Source organism: Streptomyces flavusporus (genome assembly GCF_046267975.1).
In the GTDB taxonomy this organism is placed as follows: domain Bacteria; phylum Actinomycetota; class Actinomycetes; order Streptomycetales; family Streptomycetaceae; genus Streptomyces; species Streptomyces flavusporus.
This window is the reverse complement of record NZ_CP176503.1, coordinates 7,424,241-7,445,514: the sequence shown is the minus strand read 5'-3', so window position 1 is coordinate 7,445,514 and position 21,274 is coordinate 7,424,241. Positions and strand designations below refer to the sequence as shown.

Genomic DNA, 21,274 nt, shown 5'->3' with positions numbered 1-21,274 from the left:
CTACCTAGACTCTGGACCCATGCGAAGTGAGCCCGTGCTCCAGGTCCAGGCCTTGGTGAAGCGGTACGGCAACAAGACCGCGGTGAACGGCCTCGACCTGGTGGCCGGGGCGGGCGTCACCGCCGTTCTCGGACCCAACGGCGCCGGCAAGACGACCACCGTCGAGATGTGCGAGGGGTACCGCAGGCCGGACTCCGGCACCGTGCGCGTCCTGGGCCTCGACCCGGTGCGGCAGACCCGCGAGCTGCACCCGCGGATCGGCGTGATGCTCCAGTCCGGCGGCGTCTACTCCGGCGCCCGCGCGGACGAGATGCTCCGCCACGTGGCCCGGTTGCACGCGCACCCGCTGGATGTGGACGCGCTGATCGAACGCCTCGGCCTCGGCAGCTGCGGCCGGACCTCCTACCGTCGCCTCTCCGGCGGCCAGCAGCAGCGGCTCGCGCTGGCGATGGCCGTGGTCGGGCGCCCGGAACTGGTGTTCCTGGACGAGCCGACCGCGGGCCTCGACCCGCAGGCCCGCCGCGCCACCTGGGATCTCGTACGGGACCTGAAGGAGGACGGCGTCTCCGTGATCCTCACGACCCACTACATGGACGAGGCCGAGCAGCTCGCGGACGACGTCGCGATCATCGACGGGGGCAGGGTCATCGCCCAGGGCTCCCCCGAGGAGCTGTGCCGCGGGGGCGCCGAGAACACCCTGCGCTTCACCGGCCGCCCCGGCCTCGACGTCGGCTCGCTGCTCAAGGCGCTCCCCGCGGACTGTGCGGCCGCCGAGCTGACGCCGGGCTCGTACCGGGTGGCCGGCAAGGTCGATCCGCAGCTGCTGGCGACGGTGACGTCGTGGTGTGCACAGCACGGAGTGATGCCGGACCGGATCTCGGTGGAACGGCACACCCTGGAGGACGTTTTTCTCGAGCTGACCGGCAAGGAGCTGCGCTCGTGACGATCACGGCCGACAAGGGCACGTACGCGCCGAAGCCCGGCGCCGCCCCGCTCTCCCGCATGATCACCGCGCAGGCGGCGCTGGAGACGAGGATGCTGCTGCGCAACGGCGAGCAGCTGCTGCTGACGGTGATCATCCCGACGCTGCTGCTCGTCCTGTTCAGTGCCGTCGACATCGTCGACACCGGTGCCGGCGAGGCCGTCGACTTCGTCGCACCCGGCATCCTCGCGCTCGCCGTGATGTCGACGGCGTTCACGGGCCAGGCCATCGCGACGGGCTTCGAACGCCGCTACGGCGTGCTCAAGCGACTCGCCTCCTCGCCGCTGCCGCGCTGGGGACTGATGACGGCGAAGACGGCGTCGGTCCTGGTCACCGAGGTCCTCCAGGTGCTCCTGGTGACGGTGATCGCCTTCGCGCTGGGCTGGTCGCCGCACGGCAACCCCCTTGCCGTGCTCCTCCTGCTGATCGTCGGCACGGCGGCCTTCTCGGGCCTCGGCCTGCTGATGGCCGGAACCCTGAAGGCGGAGGCCACGCTGGCCGCCGCGAACCTGGTCTTCCTGCTGCTGCTCGTCGGCGGCGGGGTGATCGTCCCGCTGGACAAGTTCCCGGACGCCGCGCAGAGCGTGCTGGGCCTGCTGCCCATCTCGGCGCTGTCGGACGGCCTGCGGGACGTCCTCCAGCACGGGGCCGGGATGCCCTGGGGCGATCTCGGGATCCTCGCCGCATGGGCGGTCGTGGGCCTGGCGGCGGCGGGGAAGTTCTTCCGCTGGGAGTGAGGGACGAGCTCCCCGGGACCCTCGTGAAAGCATGCACAAGCCCCCGCCTACGATGGTCGGCGTGCCAAACGTGACCCGCGCCGACGCCGCAGCCGCCGTGCGCAACCCCCTCGCTTTCATCGCCGCACGCTGGACCCCGACACCCCGGACGGTTCAGCGGGCGGCCCTCGCCGCGCTCGTCATGTCGGTGGTCATCGTGGTCACCGGCGGCGCGGTACGGCTGACCGGCTCGGGCCTCGGCTGCCCGACCTGGCCCAAGTGCACCGCCGACTCCCTGACCGCCACCCGGGAGATGGGCCTGCACGGCGTCATCGAGTTCGGCAACCGCCTGCTCGCCTACGTGCTGTGCGCCGCGGTCGGCTGGGCGATCATCGCCGCGCGCTCCGAAAAGCCCCGTCGGCGCAGCCTCATCCGGCTGGGCTGGGCGCAGTTCTGGCTCGTCATGGGCAACGCGGTGCTCGGCGGCATCGTCGTGCTCGTGGGCCTCAACCCGTACACGGTCGCGGCCCACTTCCTCCTGTCCTCGGTCCTGATCGCCGTCGCCACGGTGATGTGGCGGCGCACCCAGGAGGGTGATGAGGCGCCGCGTCCGCTGGTCGGCAAGGTCGTGCAGCAACTGGTGTGGGTCCTGGTCGGCGTCACCGCCGCGCTGATCGCGGTCGGCACGGTGGTCACCGGCACGGGTCCGCACGCGGGCGACTCCAGCGAGGTGCCGCGCATGGACCTGCCGATGGGCATGACCTGGGAGGACGTCAGCAAGGTGCACGCCGTCCTGGCCTGGATCGTGGTGACGCTGACCTTCGCCCTGTGGTTCGTCCTCAAGTCGGCCGACGCCCCCAAGAGTCCGCTGAACCGCACACGTGACCTGTTCCTGATCCTGCTCGCCCAGGGCGCCATCGGCTACGTCCAGTACTTCACGGACCTCCCCGAGGTGCTGGTCGGCGCGCACATGTTCGGCTCGTGCCTGGTGTGGATCGGCGCGGTGCTCGTGCTGCTGTCGCTGCGTGAACGCGGGCCGCTCGCCCAGGCCGACGACGTTTCGGCCCCGACTCAGGCGTACGCCGCCACCAGCGCGTCGATGGCCGGCCCCAGGTAGCTCCTGGTCAGCTCGCCCCGCCGGGCCGTCCACTGCTCGGCGGGCGGGGCGGGATCCCCGTAGCGCCGCCGACGGATGTCCTCGACCACCTCGACGGGCGCCCCGAGAGCGGGCAGCACCTCCAGGGCCTCCCGCTTGGAGATCAGACGGCCCTCCCGCAGGGTGACGCTCGCGCGGGCGAAGGTCGTCAGGCCCACGTCCACCCAGGCGTCCTGCGTCCACGGCCGCGCCTTGCGCACCACCGGCCGCCAGAACTCCCGCTGGTCGCGGACGACGAAGTCGTTGAGCTCCCGGTCCGACACAGGCGGCAGCAGGCCCGCCGGCGGCGCCCCGTGCAGAACCCGGCCGAAAGCGTGCAGTTCGCGGCGGGTGACGGGGGTGACCGGCCGGCGCATCAACCGGCGGTGGGCCCAGGTCAGATGCGGTCGCCTGGAGTCTTCGAGAGTTCCGGGGGCGAGATAGCTGCAGTGCAGCTTGGCGGCGAGCGGCTCGGCGCGCAGTCGGTTGTGCAGCACCGCCACCCGCCACACGGCGCTCGGCGTCAACGGCCCCGGCACCACCGCGATCAGGTCGAGGTCACTGCGGCCCTCCTGGTAGTCGCCACCGGCGAGCGAGCCGTGCGCCCAGACGGCGACGGGGGCGAGAGCCCCGAGCTCGGTGAGAAAACGGTCGAGTAACGCAGCGGTCGGCATGCGCCCAGTGTGTACACCTCACTCCAGCTCGTACACCCTGCGCGCGTTGCCCGCCGCGATCAGCCCGGCGACCCGCTGTGCGTCCTCCAGCGACCAGGCGCCCTCGGCCACCCAGCTTCCCAGCACCCGTCCCAGGGCCTCCCGGAACAGGCGCGCTCCCACCACGTGCAGCTCGGGCAGCCCCTGGGCGCCGCTGGAGAAGAGGATCTTGCCGAAGGGGGCCAGCTCCAGGATCTCGGCGAGGACGGTCGCGGCCCGGGCGCCGGTGCGGACCAGGGCCGCGCCCGAGTCGGCGTAGACATGTGGGAAGACGCCGGCGAGGTGGGCGGCGTGGCGGTGGTACGGGTAGCCGTGCAGCAGGACCAGGTCGGTGCCCAGGCCCGCCGTCGCCCGCACGAAGTCGGTGAGCAGCACCGGATCCGTACGGTCGATGCGCAGTCCCGGCTCACCGAGCCCCGCATGCAGTTGGAGGGGCCGGCCGGAGGCGACCGCGATCCACAGCAGGTGCCGTAGCAGCACCGGGTCGCTCAGCTCCCCGCCGACCCGGCGTGCGGCCAGCCAGCGGCCCGCCGCGCCCCGTACCTCGCCCGGCCCCGGCGGCTCGGGCGCGAGCGCGAGGCCGTGCCGCACGCCCGCCACGGACGTGAAGGCGACGGCGTTCGCGGCGGCCCCGTGCACCGACTCGGCGAGGTTGGCGAGGAACGACTCGACGGTGCCGGAGGTGTCGGCGACCTGCTCGGCCAGCAGCTCCAGGCGGACGATCTCACGCGCCTCGGCGGTCGAGGCGGAGGCCATCTCGGCGGGGCCGGTGAGGTCGCCGGGCAGTCCGGTGTCGACCAGATACGTGGTGATTCCGCTGCCGCGCAGCAGACGCCGGACCGCATCCGGTACGCCGAGTTCGCGACGCCGGGCGAGATAGCGGGCGGGCGGGCAGTGCGGCTCCAGGCCGAGCAGCGGGGGGCACCATCTCCGTACGGCGAAGCCGGTCTGGGTGTCGAAGAGGGTGGTGCCGGGGGCGGGTGGGCCCTCGGTGCGGGACAGCTGGGCCTCGAAGGTGCCGAGGCCCAGCTCTGTTGTCAGGACGCCGTGGCAGTACTGGTCCACCAGGGACGGCGTTTCGATCATCCGGGCTCCCCGTGGCTCGTGCGGTTACGAGTCCTAACGGGTGAACCGGGGGTGAGGTGTTGCTTTTCGGGGGTGCGGCTTGTTCTTCGGCTGCGGGCCGTCTCTGGCTTGTCGCGCCCACGCGGCGGAGCCGCATATGTCACAGCCCCGCGCCCCTTAGGTACGTTGGTCAGCCGCCGATCTGGATGCCGGCCATCCTCTTCCACTCGTACCGGCCCGTCTTCACCTTCGCCGCGAACTCGCCGTCGAAAGCCTCGTGGACGGTGATGCCGGACTTCTGCACCGCCTGCTCCGCGATCGCGTACGTCGGCGCCACCAGGTCGCCCCAGCCGCCGTCCTCCCCCACCAGGACGATCCGGGCGCCGCGGTCGCCGATGTACGCGACCTGGCCCTCGGCGCCGCCGTGGGCCTTGGCGAAGGCGTTGATCTGCTTGGCGAGGCGGGCCACCTTGCGCTCGGCCTTCGCGTCAACCTGCTGCGTGTCTCCCATGGCCAGAATGCTACCGACGAGTAGATCAAACGGCGACGGGTGGGGTGCGTGGCCTTGACCACGCACCCCACCCGTCAACGAGTGCTATCGCAGGAAGGGATCCACCGCCACCGCCACGAACAGCAGCGACACATATGTGATGGACCAGTGGAACAGGCGCATCTCCTTGAGCTTGGCGCCCGTGACCTCGGCTTGGGCGCGCGCCTGCAGCGCGTGGGCCTCCCACAGCCACCAGCCGCCCGTCACCAGGGCCACCACCGTGTAGAACCAGCCGGTGTAGCCGAGCGGCTGCAGGAGCAGGGACGCACCGACCATCACCCAGCTGTAGAGGACGATCTGCCGGGCGACCACCTTGTTCGAGACGACGACCGGAAGCATCGGCACGCCCACGCGCGCGTAGTCGTCCTTCACCTTCATCGACAGCGGCCAGTAGTGCGGCGGCGTCCAGAAGAAGATGACGAGGAAGAGGATGGCGGCGGCGTACGACAGGGAGTTCGTGACCGACGACCAGCCGATGAGGACGGGCATGCAGCCCGCGATGCCGCCCCACACGATGTTCTGCGACGTACGCCGCTTCAGGATCATCGTGTAGACGACGACGTAGAACAGCAGGGCGCCCAGCGACAGCCACGCGGACAACCAGTTGACGAGCAGTCCGAACCAGAGCGTGGAGACGACGGCGAGGGTGATGCCGAAGACGAGGCCCTCTCGCGGGGAGACCATGCCGGTGACCAACGGCCGCTGCGAGGTGCGGTCCATGAGCGCGTCGATGTCACGGTCGATGTACATGTTCAGCGCGTTGGCGCCACCCGCGGACAGATAGCCGCCGATGCAGGTCGCGAGTACCAGCCAGAGGTCCGGCACACCCTGCTCGGCAAGGAACATCACCGGGACCGTGGTGATGAGCAGAAGCTCGATGATCCGCGGCTTGGTCAGCGCCACGAACGCCTTCACACGGGCCCCGAACGGCCGGTGGGTCGGGCTCGTCCCGGTTACTCCCGCAGGACGGGATTCAACGGCCGTCACGCACACCCCTGACAGAGACATCCCAGCAAGCCTCCCCGTGTGAAGTCCCGGTAAAGGCTCGCGCGTACCACGCCACTGTAGACGTTGCCCATACCGCGGCCTTCGCGGGGGTGGGTCGTGTTGGGCGGCGTGCTCAGGGGTGCATGTCGGGGGCCGATTGAGCAGTCGGATGAGCGGCTCCGTATTCATTTGCCGAATGTGGAATGGCCCGGTCGGGGGGCGGATCCCCGTGACTCCCGGAAGTCTGGAATGACGCGAGAAAACGCACGTTCTTACGGGGGTAGGCTCGACAACGGCCGGTGGGCGCGACGTACACCGGCAGCCGGTGTACGTCCAGGTCACCGGCCTTCGACATGTGGAGAGGAGCCCTGACCCAGGGTGAGCACCAAGCCGACCACCACAGACCTCGAGTGGACCGAGCTGGACCAGCGGGCCGTCGACACCGCCCGTGTCCTGGCCGCCGATGCCGTACAGAAGGTCGGCAACGGCCATCCGGGTACGGCGATGAGCCTCGCACCGGCCGCTTACACCCTCTTCCAGAAGGTGATGCGGCACGACCCGGCGGACGCCGACTGGGTTGCGCGGGACCGTTTCGTGCTGTCCGCCGGTCACTCGTCCCTGACCCTCTACACCCAGCTGTACCTGGCCGGCTTCGGTCTGGAGCTGAACGATCTGAAGGCCTTCAGGACGTGGGGGTCGAAGACCCCGGGCCACCCCGAGTACGGCCACACCGTGGGCGTCGAGACCACCACCGGCCCGCTCGGCCAGGGTGTCGCCAACGCGGTGGGCATGGCGATGGCCGCCCGCTACGAGCGCGGTCTGTTCGACCCGGACACCCCGCAGGGGGCATCCCCGTTCGACCACTTCATCTACTGCATCGCCGGTGACGGCTGCCTCCAGGAGGGCATCTCCGCCGAGGCCTCCTCCCTCGCGGGCCACCAGAAGCTCGGCAACCTGATCCTGCTGTGGGACGACAACCACATCTCGATCGAGGGTGACACGGAGACCGCGGTCTCCGAGGACACCGTCAAGCGGTACGAGGCCTACGGCTGGCACGTCCAGCGCGTCGCGCCGAAGCCGGACGGCGACCTCGACCCGCACGCGATCTACAACGCGATCGAGGAGGCCAAGAAGGTCACGGACCGGCCGTCCTTCATCGCGATGCGCTCGATCATCGCCTGGCCCGCCCCGAACGCGCAGAACACCGAAGCCGCCCACGGCTCGGCGCTCGGCGACGAGGAGGTCGCGGCCACCAAGCGCGTCCTCGGCTTCGACCCGGAGCAGTCCTTCGAGGTGTCCGACGAGGTCCTCGGCCACACCCGCAAGGCCGTCGACCGCGGGCGTCAGGCCAAGGCCGAGTGGGAGAAGTCCTTCCAGGAGTGGCGCAACAACAATCCCGAGCGCGCCGCCGAGTTCGACCGCATCAGCAAGGGCGAGCTGCCCACCGGCTGGGAGGAGAAGCTCCCGGTCTTCGAGCCGGGCAAGGGCGTCGCCACGCGTGCCGCGTCCGGCAAGGTGCTGCAGGCGCTCGGTCCGGTCATCCCCGAGCTGTGGGGCGGCTCCGCCGACCTGGCCGGCTCGAACAACACGACGATCGACAAGACGTCGTCGTTCCTCCCGGCGGACAACCCGCTGCCGGAGGCCGACCCGTACGGCCGTACCGTCCACTTCGGCATCCGCGAGCACTCGATGGCCGCCGAGATGAACGGCATCGCGCTGCACGGCCACACCCGTATCTACGGCGGCACGTTCCTCGTGTTCTCCGACTACATGCGCAACGCCGTGCGCCTGTCCGCGCTGATGCACCTGCCGGTGACGTACGTGTGGACGCACGACTCCATCGGGCTCGGCGAGGACGGTCCGACCCACCAGCCGGTCGAGCACCTCGCCTCGCTGCGTGCGATCCCGGGTCTGAACGTGGTCCGCCCGGCGGACGCCAACGAGACGGCGATCGCCTGGCGCGAGATCCTCAGGCGCTACACCAAGGAGTTCGGCAAGGGCGCCCCGCACGGCCTCGCGCTCACCCGCCAGGGCGTGCCGACGTACGAGCCGAACGACGATGCGGCGAAGGGCGGTTACGTCCTGTTCGAGGCGGAGGGCGGCAAGCCCGAGGTCGTCCTGATCGCGACCGGTTCCGAGGTGCACGTCGCCGTCGAGGCGCGCGAGCAGCTCCAGGCCGACGGCGTGCCCACGCGGGTGGTGTCCATGCCGTCCGTGGAGTGGTTCGAGGAGCAGGACCAGGGGTACCGGGACAGCGTCCTGCCGCCGTCCGTGAAGGCCCGTGTCGCGGTCGAGGCCGGTATCGGTCTCACCTGGCACAAGTACGTCGGGGACGCCGGTCGCATCGTTTCCCTGGAGCACTTCGGTGCGTCGGCCGACGGCAAGGTCCTTTTCCGCGAGTTCGGCTTCACCGCCGAGAACGTGGCCGCCGCCGCCCGGGAATCGATCGCCGCCACCCAGCGCTGACGCTCATATACGACACGTAGGAGATGCAATTTCCATGACAGACGCACTGAAGCGCCTCTCCGATGAAGGCGTCGCGATCTGGCTGGACGACCTGTCGCGCAAGCGGATCACGTCCGGCAACCTCGCCGAGCTGATCGACCAGCAGCACGTCGTGGGCGTCACCACCAACCCGACCATCTTCCAGAAGGCGATCAGCAGCGGCGACGGCTACGAGCAGCAGCTCGCGGACCTCGCCGCCCGCAAGGTCACCGTCGACGAAGCCGTCCGCATGATCACCACGGCGGACGTCCGGGACGCCGCCGACATCCTGCACCCGGTGTTCGAGGCGACCGGCGGCAAGGACGGCCGGGTGTCGATCGAGGTCGACCCGCGTCTCGCCCACAACACCAAGGCGACGATCGCCGAGGCCAGGCAGCTGGCCTGGCTGGTGGACCGGCCGAACACCCTGATCAAGATCCCGGCCACCAAGGCGGGCCTGCCGGCGATCACCGAGACGATCGGCAACGGCATCAGCGTCAACGTCACGCTGATCTTCTCGCTGGAGCGCTACCGCGAGGTCATGGACGCCTACCTCGCCGGCCTGGAGAAGGCCAAGGAGAAGGGCCTGGATCTCTCCCTGATCCACTCGGTGGCGTCCTTCTTCGTGTCCCGCGTGGACACCGAGATCGACAAGCGGATCGACGCGCTCGGCACGCCCGAGGCCAAGGCGCTGCGCGGCAAGGCCGCCGTCGCCAACGCGCGGCTCGCCTACCAGGCGTACGAGGAGGTCTTCGGCTCGGACCGCTGGAGCGCGCTGGAGCGCGCGGGCGCGAACAAGCAGCGTCCGCTGTGGGCGTCGACCGGTGTGAAGGACAAGGCGTACAAGGACACCATGTACGTCGACGACCTGGTCGCGCCGAACACCGTGAACACCATGCCGGAGGCCACCCTGCTGGCCACCGAGGACCACGGTGAGATCACCGGCAACACCGTCGTCGGTACCTACGAGCAGGCCCGTGCCGATCTGGACGCGGTCGAGCGGCTCGGAATCAAGTACGACGACGTCGTCCAGCTGCTGGAGGACGAGGGCGTCGAGAAGTTCGAGGCGTCCTGGAACGACCTGCTGGCGTCGACCGAGGCCGAACTCAAGCGCCTCGCCCCTTCGGAGGGCTGAAACCTTGTCGAGCAGCAACCCGCTGCGTGACCCCGCAGACCGACGGCTCCCGCGTATCGCGGGGCCGTCGGGCCTGGTCATTTTCGGTGTCACGGGCGATTTGTCACGAAAGAAGCTGATGCCCGCGGTGTACGACCTCGCCAACCGGGGTCTGCTGCCGCCGGGCTTCTCGCTGGTCGGGTTCGCCCGCCGCGAGTGGCAGAACGAGGACTTCGCGCAGGAGGTCCACGACGCCGTCAAGGAGCACGCCCGGACGCCGTTCCGCGAGGAGGTCTGGCAGCAGCTCATCCAGGGCATGCGCTTCGTCCAGGGCACCTTCGACGACGACGACGCCTTCGACCGGCTGCGCGGCACGATCGAGGAGCTGGACAAGGCGCAGGGCACGGGCGGCAACTTCGCCTTCTATCTGTCGGTGCCGCCGCGGTCCTTCCCGGTGGTCATCCAGCAGCTGAAGAAGCACGGTCTCGCCGACCAGCGGGGCGGCTCCTGGCGGCGCGCGGTCATCGAGAAGCCCTTCGGCCACGACCTGAAGTCGGCCGAGGAGCTCAACAAGGTCGTGCACGAGGTCTTCGCCCCGGACCAGGTCTTCCGCATCGACCACTACCTGGGCAAGGAGACCGTCCAGAACATCCTGGCGCTGCGCTTCGCCAACACGATGTTCGAGCCGATCTGGAACCGTTCCTTCGTCGACCATGTGCAGATCACGATGGCCGAGGACATCGGCATCGGCGGCCGGGCCGGCTACTACGACGGCATCGGCGCCGCCCGTGACGTCATCCAGAACCACCTGCTGCAGCTGATGGCGCTGACCGCGATGGAGGAGCCCGCCTCCTTCGACGCGGACGCGCTGGCAGCGGAGAAGACCAAGGTGCTCGGCGCCGTACGGCTGCCGAAGGACCTGGGCCGCGACACCGTCCGCGGTCAGTACGCGGCCGGCTGGCAGGGCGGCGAGAAGGTCATCGGCTATCTCGACGAGGACGGCATCGACGCCCAGTCGAAGACCGACACCTATGCCGCGATCAAGCTGGAGATCGACAACCGCCGCTGGGCGGGCGTCCCCTTCTATCTGCGCACCGGCAAGCGCCTCGGCCGCCGCGTGACGGAGATCGCGGTCGTCTTCCAGCGCGCCCCGCACTCCCCCTTCGACACGACGGCCACCGAGGAGCTGGGCCAGAACGCGATCGTCATCCGCGTCCAGCCCGACGAGGGCGTCACCGTCCGCTTCGGCTCCAAGGTGCCCGGCACCTCCATGGAGATCCGGGACGTCTCCATGGACTTCGCGTACGGCGAGTCCTTCACGGAGTCCAGCCCGGAGGCGTACGAGCGGCTCATCCTGGACGTCCTGCTCGGCGACTCGAACCTCTTCCCGCGCACCGAGGAGGTCGAACTGTCCTGGAAGATCCTCGACCCGATCGAGGAGTACTGGGACGGCAACGGCAAGCCCGCGCAGTACCCTGCGGGAACGTGGGGTCCCGTCGAGGCGGACGACATGCTCGAACGAGACGGACGGAGCTGGCGCCGGCCATGAAGATAGACCTCACCGACACCACCGCCAGCAAGATCAACAAGGCGCTCGTGCAGGGCCGCCGCGCCATCGGCACACCCGCCGTCGGCATGGTCCTCACCCTGGTCATCGTCACCGACGAGGAGAACGCCTACGACGCCCTGAAGGCCGCGAACGACGCCTCGCACGAGCACCCCTCGCGCACCCTCGTCGTCATCAGGCGCGTCTCGCGCTCGCCGCGCGACCGCACGAAGTCCCGCCTGGACGCCGAGGTCCGGGTGGGCGCCGACGCGGGCACCGGCGAGACGGTCGTGCTGCGGCTGTACGGCGACGTGGCCGACCACGCCCAGTCGGTCGTCCTGCCGCTGCTGCTGCCCGACGCCCCCGTGGTCGTCTGGTGGCCGGTGAACGCGCCCCTCGACCCGGCGCAGGACCCCCTCGGTGCGCTGGCCCAGCGCCGGGTCACCGACTCGTACGCGGCCGAGCAGCCGGTACGGGACCTGGCCGCCCGGGCCAAGACCTACACCCCCGGTGACACGGACCTGTCGTGGACCCGCATCACGCCCTGGCGCTCGATGCTGGCCGCCGCCTTGGACCAGGTGGACTGCGAGGTCAAGGGCGTCGAGGTGGAGGGCGAGGAGTTCAACCCGAGCTGTGAGCTGCTGGCGATGTGGCTCGCGGACCGGCTGGACGTCCCCGTCAAGCGCTCGCTGTCCTCCGGCCCCGGTCTCACGGCGGTCCGCATGGACACCGACTGCGGTGCGATCATGCTCGACCGCGCGGACGGCTCCCTGGCGACCCTGTCCATCCAGGGGCAGCCGGACCGTGCGGTGGCACTCAAGCGCCGGGAGACGGCCGAGCTGATCGCGGAGGAGCTGCGGCGGCTGGACCCGGACGACACCTACGCGTCGGCGCTGCGGTACGGCGTGGACCGGCTGAACCCGTCGAACGGCAAGGCCGCGGAGGCGGGGCCGCCGGCCAAAGGAGAAGCAGTCGCGGTCCCGGCTCCCGTCGAGACGGCTGCGAAAGCTCCCGCGAAGGACGCGGCGGCGCCGGCACCGGTGAGGAAGGCGGCGGCGAAGTGAACACTCCCCAACTCGTGGTCCACCACGACAAGGAGCTGATGGCGCAGGCCGCAGCGGCCCGGCTGATCACGAAGATCGTGGACGCCCAGGCCTCGCGCGGCAGTGCGTCCGTCGTGCTGACCGGCGGCCGCAACGGCAACGGCCTGCTGGCCGCGCTGGCCGCCGCGCCCGCCCGGGACGCTATCGACTGGGGCCGCCTGGACCTCTGGTGGGGCGACGAGCGCTTCCTTCCCGAGGGCGACCCCGACCGCAATGTCACCCAGGCCCGCGAGGCACTCCTCGACTCCGTCCCGCTGGACCCGAAGCGCGTGCACGCCATGCCCGCGTCGGACGGCCCGTACGGCTCGGACGTGGACGCCGCCGCAGCCGCCTACGCCGAGGAACTGGCCCGCGCGGCAGGCCCCGAGAACCACGGCGCCGTCCCCACCTTCGACGTCCTGATGCTGGGCGTCGGCCCGGACACCCACGTGGCCTCGCTGTTCCCCGAACTCCCCGCCGTACGGGAGACGGACCGCACGGTCGTCGGCGTCCACGGCGCCCCCAAGCCGCCGCCGACCCGGGTCACCCTCACGCTGCCCGCCATCCGCGCGGCCCGCGAGGTCTGGCTCCTGGCCGCCGGCGAGGACAAGGCGGGCGCCGCGGCGATCGCCCTCTCGGGCGCCGGCGAGATCCAGGCCCCGGCCGCCGGCGCGTACGGCCGTGCCCGCACCCTCTGGCTGCTGGACTCGGCGGCGGCATCCCAGCTGCCGAGGTCGCTGTATCCGCCGGCGTCACCGTGAAGGTCGGGGCGGCACGGGGCTGTGGCCCCTGCCGCCCCTACTTCTACTTCACCGATCCCGCCATCACCCCCTGCACAAAGTGCCGCTGGAAGGCGAAGAACACCGCCACCGGCACGATCAGTGACACGAAGGCGCCCGGCGCCAGTACGTCGATGTTGCTGCCGAACTGCCGGATCTGTGACTGGAGTTCAACGGTCAGCGGCTGCGAGGAGCTGTCCGCGAACAGCAGGGCCACCAGCATGTCGTTCCAGACCCACAGGAACTGGAAGATGGCCAGGCTGGCGATGGCGGGCCGGCCCACCGGCAGGATGAGGCGGGTGAAGATGCGCCACTCGCTGCCGCCGTCCATGCGTGCCGCCTCCAGCATCTCCTTCGGTATCTCGGCGAAGTAGTTGCGCAGCAGGAACACCGCGAACGGCAGACCGTAGGCCACGTGGAAGAGCACCACACCCGGGATCGTGCCGAACAGTCCCAGCTGGCCGAAGAGTTTGGCCACCGGCAGCAGGCCGATCTGCACCGGCACCACCAGCAGCGCGACCACCAGCAGGAAGAGCGGCTCGCGGCCGGGGAAGTCCAGCCAGGCGAAGGCGTATCCCGCGAGTGCCGCGATGACGACGACCAGCGCCGTGGCCGGGACCGAGATCAGTACCGTGTTCCAGAACGCCTGTGTGATCCCGGCACTCTCCAGCAGCGCGGAGTAGTTGTCGAAGGACAGCTGGCCGGGGCTGGTGAACACCGTCCACCAGCCGCCCTTCGCCGTGTCCTCGGCGGACCGCAGCGACGACAGGAACAGCCCGGCCAGCGGGGTGAGCCAGATCAGGCCCACCACCACGAGGAAGGCCTGGACCAGGCTGTTGCCCAGGCCCCGTCGGACGGCGTTCATCGCTGACTCCTTCGGAAACGGTGGATGTTGAAGACCATCGCGGGGATCACCAGGAGCAGGAGCAGCACACCGAGCGCACTGCCGAGCCCCTGATCGTTGCCCCCGCCGAAGGACACCAGCCACATCTGCGTCGCCAGGACGGTCGCGTCCTCCTGCACCGGGCCGGGCGCGATGATGTAGACGAGGTCGAAGACCTTCATCACGTTGATCACGAGGGTCACGAACACCACGGTCAGCACCGGCGCGAGCAGCGGCACAGTGATCTTCCGGAAGATCTGCCACTCGTTGGCGCCGTCCATCCGCGCCGCCTCCAGCGCGTCCCGGGGCAGCGTCGACAGCCCCGCACCGATCAGCACCATCGCGAAGCCGGTCCAGATCCACAGATACGCGCCGATGATCGCGGGCGTCACCAGCGCCGGCCCGAGCCAGGAGACGCCCTCGTACGGCGGGGCGAAGTTCGAGGCGGGCAGCCGCACCGTGTACGAGCCCGCCTCCAGCCCCTCGAAGCGGAAGGAGCCGTCGGACGCGGTGGTCGTCGTGCCGACCGTCGTGCCGTCGCGCACCGCTTCGACCGTCATCTCCGGCAGCCCGCTCTCCCGCCGGTCGACCCTGCCCTGCTCCCCTCCGCCGCCGGGCGTGAAGTCCAGGTACACGACTCCGCGCAGCTCACCGGGGGCGGCCTTGCGTTCGGCCGCCGCGTACGCGGGCCCGGCACCGCCGGGCAGGTCGTCGGGCAGCACACCGACCAGGCCGAGCGCCACCGTGTCCCCCGGCGACACGCCCGCGGTCGTCCGGTACGCCCCGCCCGCCTCCTTGGTCATGCCCTGGCCGTCACGCGCCCGGGCCGTCGGATAGGACGACGTGCCCTGGAAGGCGTCGTGGACGCCGACCACAGCGGCGTTCAGGACACCCTTGTCCGGATCCTCGTCGTAGGCGAGCCGGAAGATGATGCCCGCGGCGAGGAAGGACACCGCCATCGGCATGAACAGCAGCAGCTTGAACGCCGTCGCCCAGCGGACCTTCTCCACCAGGACGGCCAGGATCAGCCCCAGCCCGGTCAGCAGCGTCGGCGCCACCACGACCCAGATCGCCGTGTTGCGTACGGCCTTGAGCGTCGCCGGGTCGCGGAACATCTCGGTGTAGTTGTCACCGCCGACGAACTGTGTCCCGGAGGCGTCGAAGAAGCTGCGGCCGATGGAGAACAGCACGGGGTACACGACCAGGGCGCCCAGCAGGAGCAGCGCGGGGAAGACGAACAGCAGGGCGACGATCCGCCCCCGACGCCGCGGGCGCCGGCCGCTTCCGGCACCGGCGGCGGCCGGGGGGCTCGCCTCTTTCACGAGCGTTGCGGTCATGGCGTCAGTTCCCGTACGCCTTGGCCGCCGCGTCCTCCAGCTCGGCGGCGGTGCTCTTCGGGTCCGAGGGGTCGCGCAGGAAGTCCTGCAGGATCTTCCACTCGCCCGCGCCCTTGGTGCCGCCGAAGGCCGCCGGCGCCTGGTCGGACATGTCGAAGCGGACCGAGTCGCCCGCACCGACCAGGGACTCGGCGGTGGCCCGGGTGACGTCGTCGCCGTAGGAGGCGAGGTCGAGCTTCTTGTTCGGGGAGAGGAAGCCGCCCGCCTCGGCCCACACGGCCGCGGCCTCGGGGGTCGCGAGGTACTCCAGGAGCTTCATGCCGGCCTCGGCGTTCTTGCCGTCCTTCAGGACGACGGCCGCGTCGCCGCCGCTGACGACCGGCGCGGCGTTGCCGTCGACCGCGGGGAACGGGAAGAAGTTCGCGTCCTCGCCGATGCTCTTGCCGAACTGGTCCTTGGCGACCCCGGCGACGAAGTCGCCCTCGTAGACCAGGCCCGCCTCGGGCTTCGGCCCGAACACCTTCTCCACCGAGCCCGGGAAGTCTGTGTTGAGGGCTCCCTTCTGCCCGCCCGCCACCAGCTGCTTGTCCTTGAACAGCTTGCCGAGCGTGGTGAGCGCCTCGACCACGGTCGGGTCGGTCCACTTCAGCTCGTGCGCGGCAAGGGCGTCGTACTTCTCGGGTCCCGCCTGGGAGAGGTAGATGTTCTCGAACCAGTCGGTGAGCGTCCAGCCGTCCTGCCCGGCGACCGAGAAGGCGGCGAGCCCGGAGTCGGAGACGGTCTGCCCGGCCTCCAGCATCTCCTCGTACGTCTTCGGCGGCTCGACCCCGGCCTGGGCGAGGGCGTCGGGGCTGTACCAGACGGTCGACTTGTGGGCGGCCTTGAAGTACAGGCCGTACAGCGTGCCGTCGACGCTGCCGTACGTCTTCCAGACACCGGCGTAGTTGGCGTCCACGGACTGCTGGGCTGTCTTGGACAGCGGCTTGAGCCAGTCCTCCTTCGCGAACTGCTGGAGCACGCCGACCTGCGGGACCATCACGACGTCGGGGGCGTTGCCGCCCTCGATCTTGCTGCCGACGACGGTGGAGACGTTGTCCCCGGTGGACACGAACTGGGTCTTGGCCCCGGTCTTCTCGCTGAAGGCGTCGAGCACCTTCTGGAAGTTCTCCTGTTCGCTGCCGGACCAGACGCCGGCCACGGTGACCGTCTGGCCGCTGAGCGCCTTGTCGCCGCCGCCGGCCGTGACCGGGCCGCCGCCGCAGGCGGTCGCGCCGAGCGCCAGGACGAGGGCGGTGCAGCTGGTGAGCAGGGTGGTACGTCGTCGCATCATCGTTGATGTCCCTTTCGGATCTTCGGGAGTTGACGGGGAGGTTGACGGGGGCTCAGCTGTCGCTGATCCACCAGGCCGCCGTCGAGCCGGGCAGCACCCCGGCCGGGCAGGGGCCGCTGGACAGCAGCGGGGTGCCGGAGACCGGCGCGGGCGTGGGGGCGGTGCCGAAGTTGACGGCGCAGACCAGGTCGTCGCCGCGGACGAAGGCCAGGACACCGGGCGGGGTGTCCAGCCAGCGCAGCGAGCCCTCGCCCAACTGGGGCAGTGAGGCGCGCAGTTGGAGGCCATCGCGGTACAGGTGCCAGAAGGAGCGGGTGTCGGCGAGGGCGCGGTCGGTGGCGTGCTCGGCGAACCACTCCGGCTGCGGCAGCCACGGCTTGGCGCCCTCGACCCCGGAGGTGAAGCCGAACGGCGAGGCCTGTCCCGACCACGGCAGCGGCACCCGGCAGCCGTCGCGGATCCGGGCCCGGCTGCCGGTGCGGCGGAAGATCGGGTCGGTGAGCACGTCGTCGGGCAGATCGACGACCTCGGGCAGGCCCAGCTCCTCGCCCTGGTAGATGTACGCGGCTCCGGGCAGCGCCAGCATGAGCAGCGCGGCGGCGCGGGCGCGGGCGGCGCCGAGTCCGCTGCCCTCGGTTGCGGGTTCGCCGTAGCGGGTGACGGTGCGGACCTGGTCGTGGTTGTTGAGGACCCAGGTGACCGTCGAGCCCGTGCCGGCTATGTCCTGCATGGCCTCGGAGACGACCTTGCGGAAGGCGTCGGCGTCCCAGGGGGCGCTGAGCAGGTCGAAGAAGAAGGCCTGGTGGAGCTCGTCGGCGCGGACGTACTGGGCGTGCTCGCGGGCGGTGGGCACGGACACCTCGCCGACCAGCAGGCGCTCGCGGCCGTCGCGGGCGGTGTAGTCCTCGCATATCGCGCGCCAGTGCCGCCACACCTCGTGCACCTCGGGCTGGTTCCAGGCCAGCGGGTTGACCGAGTCGCGAGTGCGGGCGTCGGCCTCGGGGTCCGGGGAGTCGGGCAGCTCCGGGTGCTTGAAGAGCCCGGCGGCGACGTCGATACGGAAGCCGTCGACGCCCCGGTCCAGCCAGAAGCGCAGGATCCTCTCGAACTCGGCGGGGACCTCGGGGTCGCGCCAGTTCCAGTCCGGCTGCTCGGGCGTGAACATGTGCAGGTACCACTGGCCGGGCCGCCCGTCCGCCTCCGTCACCCGGCTCCAGGCCGGTCCGCCGAACATGGCGTGCCAGTTGTTGGGCGGCTCCGAGCCGTCGGGACCACGGCCGTCGGCGAAGTGGAAGCGGGCGCGGGCCGCGCTGCCCGGCCCGGCGGCGAGCGCCTCGCGGAACCAGGGGTGCTCGCTGGAGCAGTGGTTGGGCACGATGTCCAGCAGCACCTTGATGCCGAGCCGCCGGGCGGCCGTCACCAGCAGGTCGAACTCGGCGAGGTCGCCGAAGGTCGGGTCGACGTCGCAATAGTCGGCCACGTCGTAGCCGTGGTCGTGCTGTGGCGAGGGATAGAAGGGGCTGAGCCAGATCCCGTCGACGCCGAGCTTCTTCAGGTACGGCAGCCCGGCCCGGACGCCGGCGAGATCGCCGATGCCGTCGCCGGTGCTGTCCAGGAAGCTGCGGACGTACACCTGGTAGATCACTGCGTCGCGCCACCAGTGGCGGGCTTCTGTGCGGTGGAGACTCACCCCGTTGACCTGTCTGTGCGAGCTGACGGTTATGCATGCATGTTAAGTAGACGTGTCGCGAGGGTGTCAACGAACGGGCGGGAAGCTACTGGGAGGTTGGGCGATGAAATCCCGACTTATCCGGGCATTGAGAGCACAGATGAGACGTTGGCGTTACCTAACATGTAACTAGCGGGGGACTCGCGAAGGACTAGCGGCGAGAGATGGCGGCCAGCTCCCGCGCCAGCCGCCGCACCGCCGCCTCGGGCGTCTGCCGCCCGGTCATCGCGTCGTGCACGACCGCCTGCACCGCCAGGCTGACCTGGTCGTAGTGCGGGCTCTTGGGGCGCGGCTCGGCCGTGAGCACGCTCTCGCGCAGGGTCGGCAGGTACGGGAACTCCCTGACGAGCTCGGGATCCTCGTAGAGGTCGGCCCGTACGGGCGGCAGTGCGCCGCGCGTGAGGACCTGACGCTGGACGCGCTCGCTGGTGAGATACACGATCAGGCGCGCGGCCGTGTCGGGGTGCCGGGCGTGTGCGGTGACGGCCAGATTGGAGCCGCCGAGGACACTCGTCCCCGGCCCGTCCGGCCCCGGCAGCGGTACGGCGCCGATCTTCCCGGCGACCTTCGAGCCCTTGGCGGAGGCACCGACGTACGCGTACGCGTACGGCCAGTTGCGCAGGAAGAGCAGCCGGCCGTCCTGGAAGGCCTGCTTGGACTCCTCCTCCTTGTACGTCAGCGCCGCTTTCGGTATCCAGCCCTCGCGCACCCCACGCGCGAGGAATCCGATGCCCTCGCGGGCCGCCGCCGAGTCCACGGTGACGCGCGCGCCCTCGTCGAGGATCGTGCCGCCCGCCGAGTAGACGGCCTCGGCCGCGTTGACGGTGAGGCCCTCGTACGGCAGGAACTGGCCGGCGTAGCCGTCGAGTCCGTACTTCGGGGCGATGGTCCTCGCGACCCGCTCCAACTCGGCCCAGGTGCGCGGCGGAGGGACGCCCTCCTTCGCGAGGACGTCCTTGCGGTACAGCAGCAGCCCGGCGTTGGTGACGTACGGGACCGCGTAGAGCTGTCCGTCGTAGGTCGCCGTGTCGACGACCGGCGGCAGGAAGGTCCCGAGCCCGAAGCGGTCGCGCGGAAGGGGCCGTATCCAGCCCGCCCCGGCGAACTCCGACGTCCAGTTGACGTCGATGTTGAGGACGTCGAACCGGCTGCGGTCGCCGCCGCGCAGATCCGTGACCATTTGCGCGTGCGTCTCGTCGGCCGAGTCGGGCAACTCGACGAGAGTTACCTTCTCGTCAGGGTGGGTGCGGTTCCAGCCCTGGAGGAGGGGGCCGAGATAGTTGGTGAGATCTCCGGCGGTGGCGAGTGTGAGCGGGCCGCGGCCGCCTCCGGTGTCTTCCTGCGCCCGGGCGCCGGAGGCGACGTAACCGGTCAGGACCACGAGCAGAACGAGAAGGCCCCTACCGGCGGCGCGCATCCACCGCATAGGTTCCTCCCTGTACACCGGCCACGGGCACCTTCGCCCGGGGTCAGAGGCCATGTATACCTGTTAGGTATGGGCGATACTAGGGTCTGGAGCACATTGACGAGACAGGAGGACTGCACGCGTGCGCCTGCCCCTCCTGGCCCTCCTCGCCCGTGGCCCGGCCCACGGCTACGAGCTCAAGCAAGACCTTGAGCAACTGCTGGGCTCCGCGTACCCTCAGCCGAACGTCGGCCAGATCTACGTCACCCTCGGCCGCCTCGAGAAGCAGGGACTGATCGAGGGCGAGGACGTCGAGCAGTCCAGCCGGCCCAACAAGAAGGTCTACCACCTCACCGACGCCGGGCGTGAGGCGCTGCGCGCCTGGTTCGAGGAGCCCGAGGACGAGCCGCGGGTGCGGGACGAGTTCTTCATGAAACTGGCGCTCGCTCCGCAGACCGGTCTCGCCGACCAGATCGCCCTCATCAACAAGCAGCGGCGCCAGTATCTGAACACCATGCGTCAACTGTCGAAGCTGGCCGCCGCCGAGGACCGGGACAACCGCATCGCCCATCTGTTGATCGAGGGCGCGATGCTGCATCTGCAGGCCGACCTCGACTGGCTGGAGCGGTGCCAGGAAGAGCTGGAGGAGCTTCAGTGAGCGACGGTTCCGCTCCCGTGCTGCGCGCCGAGGGCCTGGTCAGGACGCACTACGGCCAGGGCGCGCCCGCGCCTGCCGTGCGCGGGGTCGACCTGAGCGTGCGGCGGGGCGAGTTCGTGGCGATCACCGGCCCGTCCGGTGCCGGCAAGTCGACGCTGCTGCATCTGCTCGGCGGGCTCCAGCGGCCGGACGCGGGAAGCATCTGGCTGGACGGTGAGTGCACCGACGCGTACAGCGAGGCGCGCTGGGCGGTGGAGCGCCGGAAGCGGATCGGGATCGTCTTCCAGTTCTTCAATCTGGTGTCGAACCTGTCCGTCGCCGACAACGTCGAGCTGCCCGCTCTCCTCGCCGGGGTGCCGCCGAAGCGGGCGCGCGCCGAGCGGGAGCAGCTGCTGGCCGAGCTGGGGCTCGCGGGCAAGGAGCGCAGCATGCCGGGCGAGCTGTCCGGCGGCGAGCAGCAGCGGGTCGCGCTCGCCCGGGCCCTGGTCAACCATCCGCCCCTGCTGCTCGCCGACGAACCCGCGGGCAGCCTGGACAGCAAGGGCACCCGTGAGGTGATGCGGCTGCTGTCCCGCTTCCACCAGCGCGGCCAGACGATCCTGCTCGTCACGCATGACGCGCGGCTGGCGAGCGCGGCGGACCGGGTGATCAGCTTCTTCGACGGGCGGATCGCCGACGACGCGGAACTGGACGGCGGCCCGCCCCCGCGCCGCTCCGGGATATCGGGTGTGCTGGAGCTCAGGGACTGACATGCGGGCCTACAACCATTGCGCTGACTT

General features: G+C 70.4%; 19 protein-coding genes. 10 read left to right on the top strand and 9 right to left on the bottom strand.

Annotated elements, in window-relative coordinates:
* Positions 1-19 precede the first annotated feature (19 nt).
* The 3 genes from ACKTSN_RS35090 to ACKTSN_RS35080 are packed head-to-tail and all read left to right on the top strand — an operon-like array spanning position 20 to position 2,815.
* On the top strand, positions 20-943 hold the full coding sequence (locus tag ACKTSN_RS35090; protein WP_409472799.1) for an ABC transporter ATP-binding protein: 924 nt from the start codon (positions 20-22) through the stop codon (positions 941-943).
* Positions 944-1,002: 59 nt separating this feature from the next.
* Positions 1,003-1,719, top strand: a complete 717-nt coding sequence (locus tag ACKTSN_RS35085) for an ABC transporter permease (protein WP_385509449.1) — start codon at positions 1,003-1,005, stop codon at positions 1,717-1,719.
* A 31-nt stretch (positions 1,720-1,750) separates the two neighbouring features.
* Positions 1,751-2,815, top strand: a complete 1,065-nt coding sequence (locus ACKTSN_RS35080) for a COX15/CtaA family protein (RefSeq protein WP_409472798.1) — start codon at positions 1,751-1,753, stop codon at positions 2,813-2,815.
* Here ACKTSN_RS35080 and ACKTSN_RS35075 read toward each other — a convergent pair.
* The 4 genes from ACKTSN_RS35075 to ACKTSN_RS35060 all read right to left on the bottom strand — a co-directional run bounded on the left by ACKTSN_RS35075 (position 2,770) and on the right by ACKTSN_RS35060 (position 6,148).
* A complete protein-coding gene (locus ACKTSN_RS35075) occupies positions 2,770-3,507 on the bottom strand; it encodes a nucleotidyltransferase domain-containing protein (protein WP_409472797.1) in 738 nt (245 codons plus the stop codon). The two genes, ACKTSN_RS35080 and ACKTSN_RS35075, sit on opposite strands and share 46 nt — an antisense overlap.
* An 18-nt stretch (positions 3,508-3,525) precedes the next feature.
* Positions 3,526-4,632 carry an amidohydrolase family protein gene (locus tag ACKTSN_RS35070; protein WP_409472796.1) on the bottom strand — a complete coding sequence of 369 codons (1,107 nt, stop codon included), beginning with the start codon at positions 4,630-4,632 and terminating at the stop codon, positions 3,526-3,528.
* Positions 4,633-4,801: 169 nt separating this feature from the next.
* Entirely contained in the window at positions 4,802-5,122 is a 321-nt protein-coding gene (locus tag ACKTSN_RS35065) for a hypothetical protein (RefSeq protein WP_224740156.1), read from the bottom strand.
* A gap of 84 nt (positions 5,123-5,206) precedes the next feature.
* Positions 5,207-6,148, bottom strand: a complete 942-nt coding sequence (locus tag ACKTSN_RS35060; protein ID WP_224740155.1) for a heme o synthase — start codon at positions 6,146-6,148, stop codon at positions 5,207-5,209.
* Between the two features lie 378 nt (positions 6,149-6,526).
* Between ACKTSN_RS35060 and tkt the strand changes: the two genes are divergently transcribed.
* Genes tkt through pgl form a run of 5 tightly spaced genes read left to right on the top strand, consistent with a single transcriptional unit; the run spans position 6,527 to position 13,135 of the window.
* The gene (gene tkt, locus ACKTSN_RS35055) at positions 6,527-8,614 is read left to right on the top strand and encodes a transketolase (protein WP_409472795.1); all 2,088 of its coding nucleotides are present in this window, start codon (positions 6,527-6,529) and stop codon (positions 8,612-8,614) included.
* A gap of 34 nt (positions 8,615-8,648) precedes the next feature.
* A complete protein-coding gene (tal, locus tag ACKTSN_RS35050; RefSeq protein ID WP_409472794.1) occupies positions 8,649-9,767 on the top strand; it encodes a transaldolase in 1,119 nt (372 codons plus the stop codon).
* Positions 9,768-9,771: 4 nt separating this feature from the next.
* Positions 9,772-11,295 carry a glucose-6-phosphate dehydrogenase gene (gene zwf, locus ACKTSN_RS35045; protein WP_409472793.1) on the top strand — a complete coding sequence of 508 codons (1,524 nt, stop codon included), beginning with the start codon at positions 9,772-9,774 and terminating at the stop codon, positions 11,293-11,295.
* Positions 11,292-12,356: a glucose-6-phosphate dehydrogenase assembly protein OpcA gene (gene opcA, locus ACKTSN_RS35040; RefSeq protein ID WP_409472792.1), complete on the top strand. Its 1,065-nt coding sequence runs from the start codon at positions 11,292-11,294 to the stop codon at positions 12,354-12,356. The genes zwf and opcA overlap by 4 nt, the downstream gene beginning before the upstream one ends.
* Positions 12,353-13,135 (top strand): 6-phosphogluconolactonase, encoded by a 783-nt coding sequence (gene pgl / locus ACKTSN_RS35035; protein WP_409472791.1) that lies wholly within the window; start codon positions 12,353-12,355, stop codon positions 13,133-13,135. The genes opcA and pgl overlap by 4 nt, the downstream gene beginning before the upstream one ends.
* A 43-nt stretch (positions 13,136-13,178) precedes the next feature.
* Here pgl and ACKTSN_RS35030 read toward each other — a convergent pair whose 3' ends face one another.
* The 5 genes from ACKTSN_RS35030 to ACKTSN_RS35010 all read right to left on the bottom strand — a co-directional run bounded on the left by ACKTSN_RS35030 (position 13,179) and on the right by ACKTSN_RS35010 (position 19,858).
* Positions 13,179-14,018 carry a carbohydrate ABC transporter permease gene (locus tag ACKTSN_RS35030; protein WP_409472790.1) on the bottom strand — a complete coding sequence of 280 codons (840 nt, stop codon included), beginning with the start codon at positions 14,016-14,018 and terminating at the stop codon, positions 13,179-13,181.
* Entirely contained in the window at positions 14,015-15,373 is a 1,359-nt protein-coding gene (locus ACKTSN_RS35025) for a carbohydrate ABC transporter permease (protein ID WP_409472789.1), read from the bottom strand. Before ACKTSN_RS35025 ends, ACKTSN_RS35030 begins: the two co-directional genes overlap by 4 nt.
* A 4-nt stretch (positions 15,374-15,377) precedes the next feature.
* Positions 15,378-16,703, bottom strand: a complete 1,326-nt coding sequence (locus ACKTSN_RS35020; protein ID WP_409472788.1) for an ABC transporter substrate-binding protein — start codon at positions 16,701-16,703, stop codon at positions 15,378-15,380.
* Positions 16,704-16,755: 52 nt separating this feature from the next.
* Positions 16,756-18,393 (bottom strand): glycoside hydrolase family 13 protein, encoded by a 1,638-nt coding sequence (locus ACKTSN_RS35015; RefSeq protein ID WP_409472787.1) that lies wholly within the window; start codon positions 18,391-18,393, stop codon positions 16,756-16,758.
* Between the two features lie 190 nt (positions 18,394-18,583).
* Complete coding sequence (locus ACKTSN_RS35010) at positions 18,584-19,858, bottom strand: ABC transporter substrate-binding protein (protein ID WP_409472786.1); 1,275 nt, start codon at positions 19,856-19,858, stop codon at positions 18,584-18,586.
* Between the two features lie 121 nt (positions 19,859-19,979).
* Here ACKTSN_RS35010 and ACKTSN_RS35005 point away from each other — a divergent pair, with 121 nt between their 5' ends.
* Both ACKTSN_RS35005 and ACKTSN_RS35000 read left to right on the top strand, forming a co-directional pair.
* Entirely contained in the window at positions 19,980-20,495 is a 516-nt protein-coding gene (locus ACKTSN_RS35005; RefSeq protein WP_409472785.1) for a PadR family transcriptional regulator, read from the top strand.
* Positions 20,492-21,244: an ABC transporter ATP-binding protein gene (locus ACKTSN_RS35000; protein WP_409472784.1), complete on the top strand. Its 753-nt coding sequence runs from the start codon at positions 20,492-20,494 to the stop codon at positions 21,242-21,244. The genes ACKTSN_RS35005 and ACKTSN_RS35000 overlap by 4 nt, the downstream gene beginning before the upstream one ends.
* The last annotated feature ends 30 nt before the right edge of the window (positions 21,245-21,274 follow it).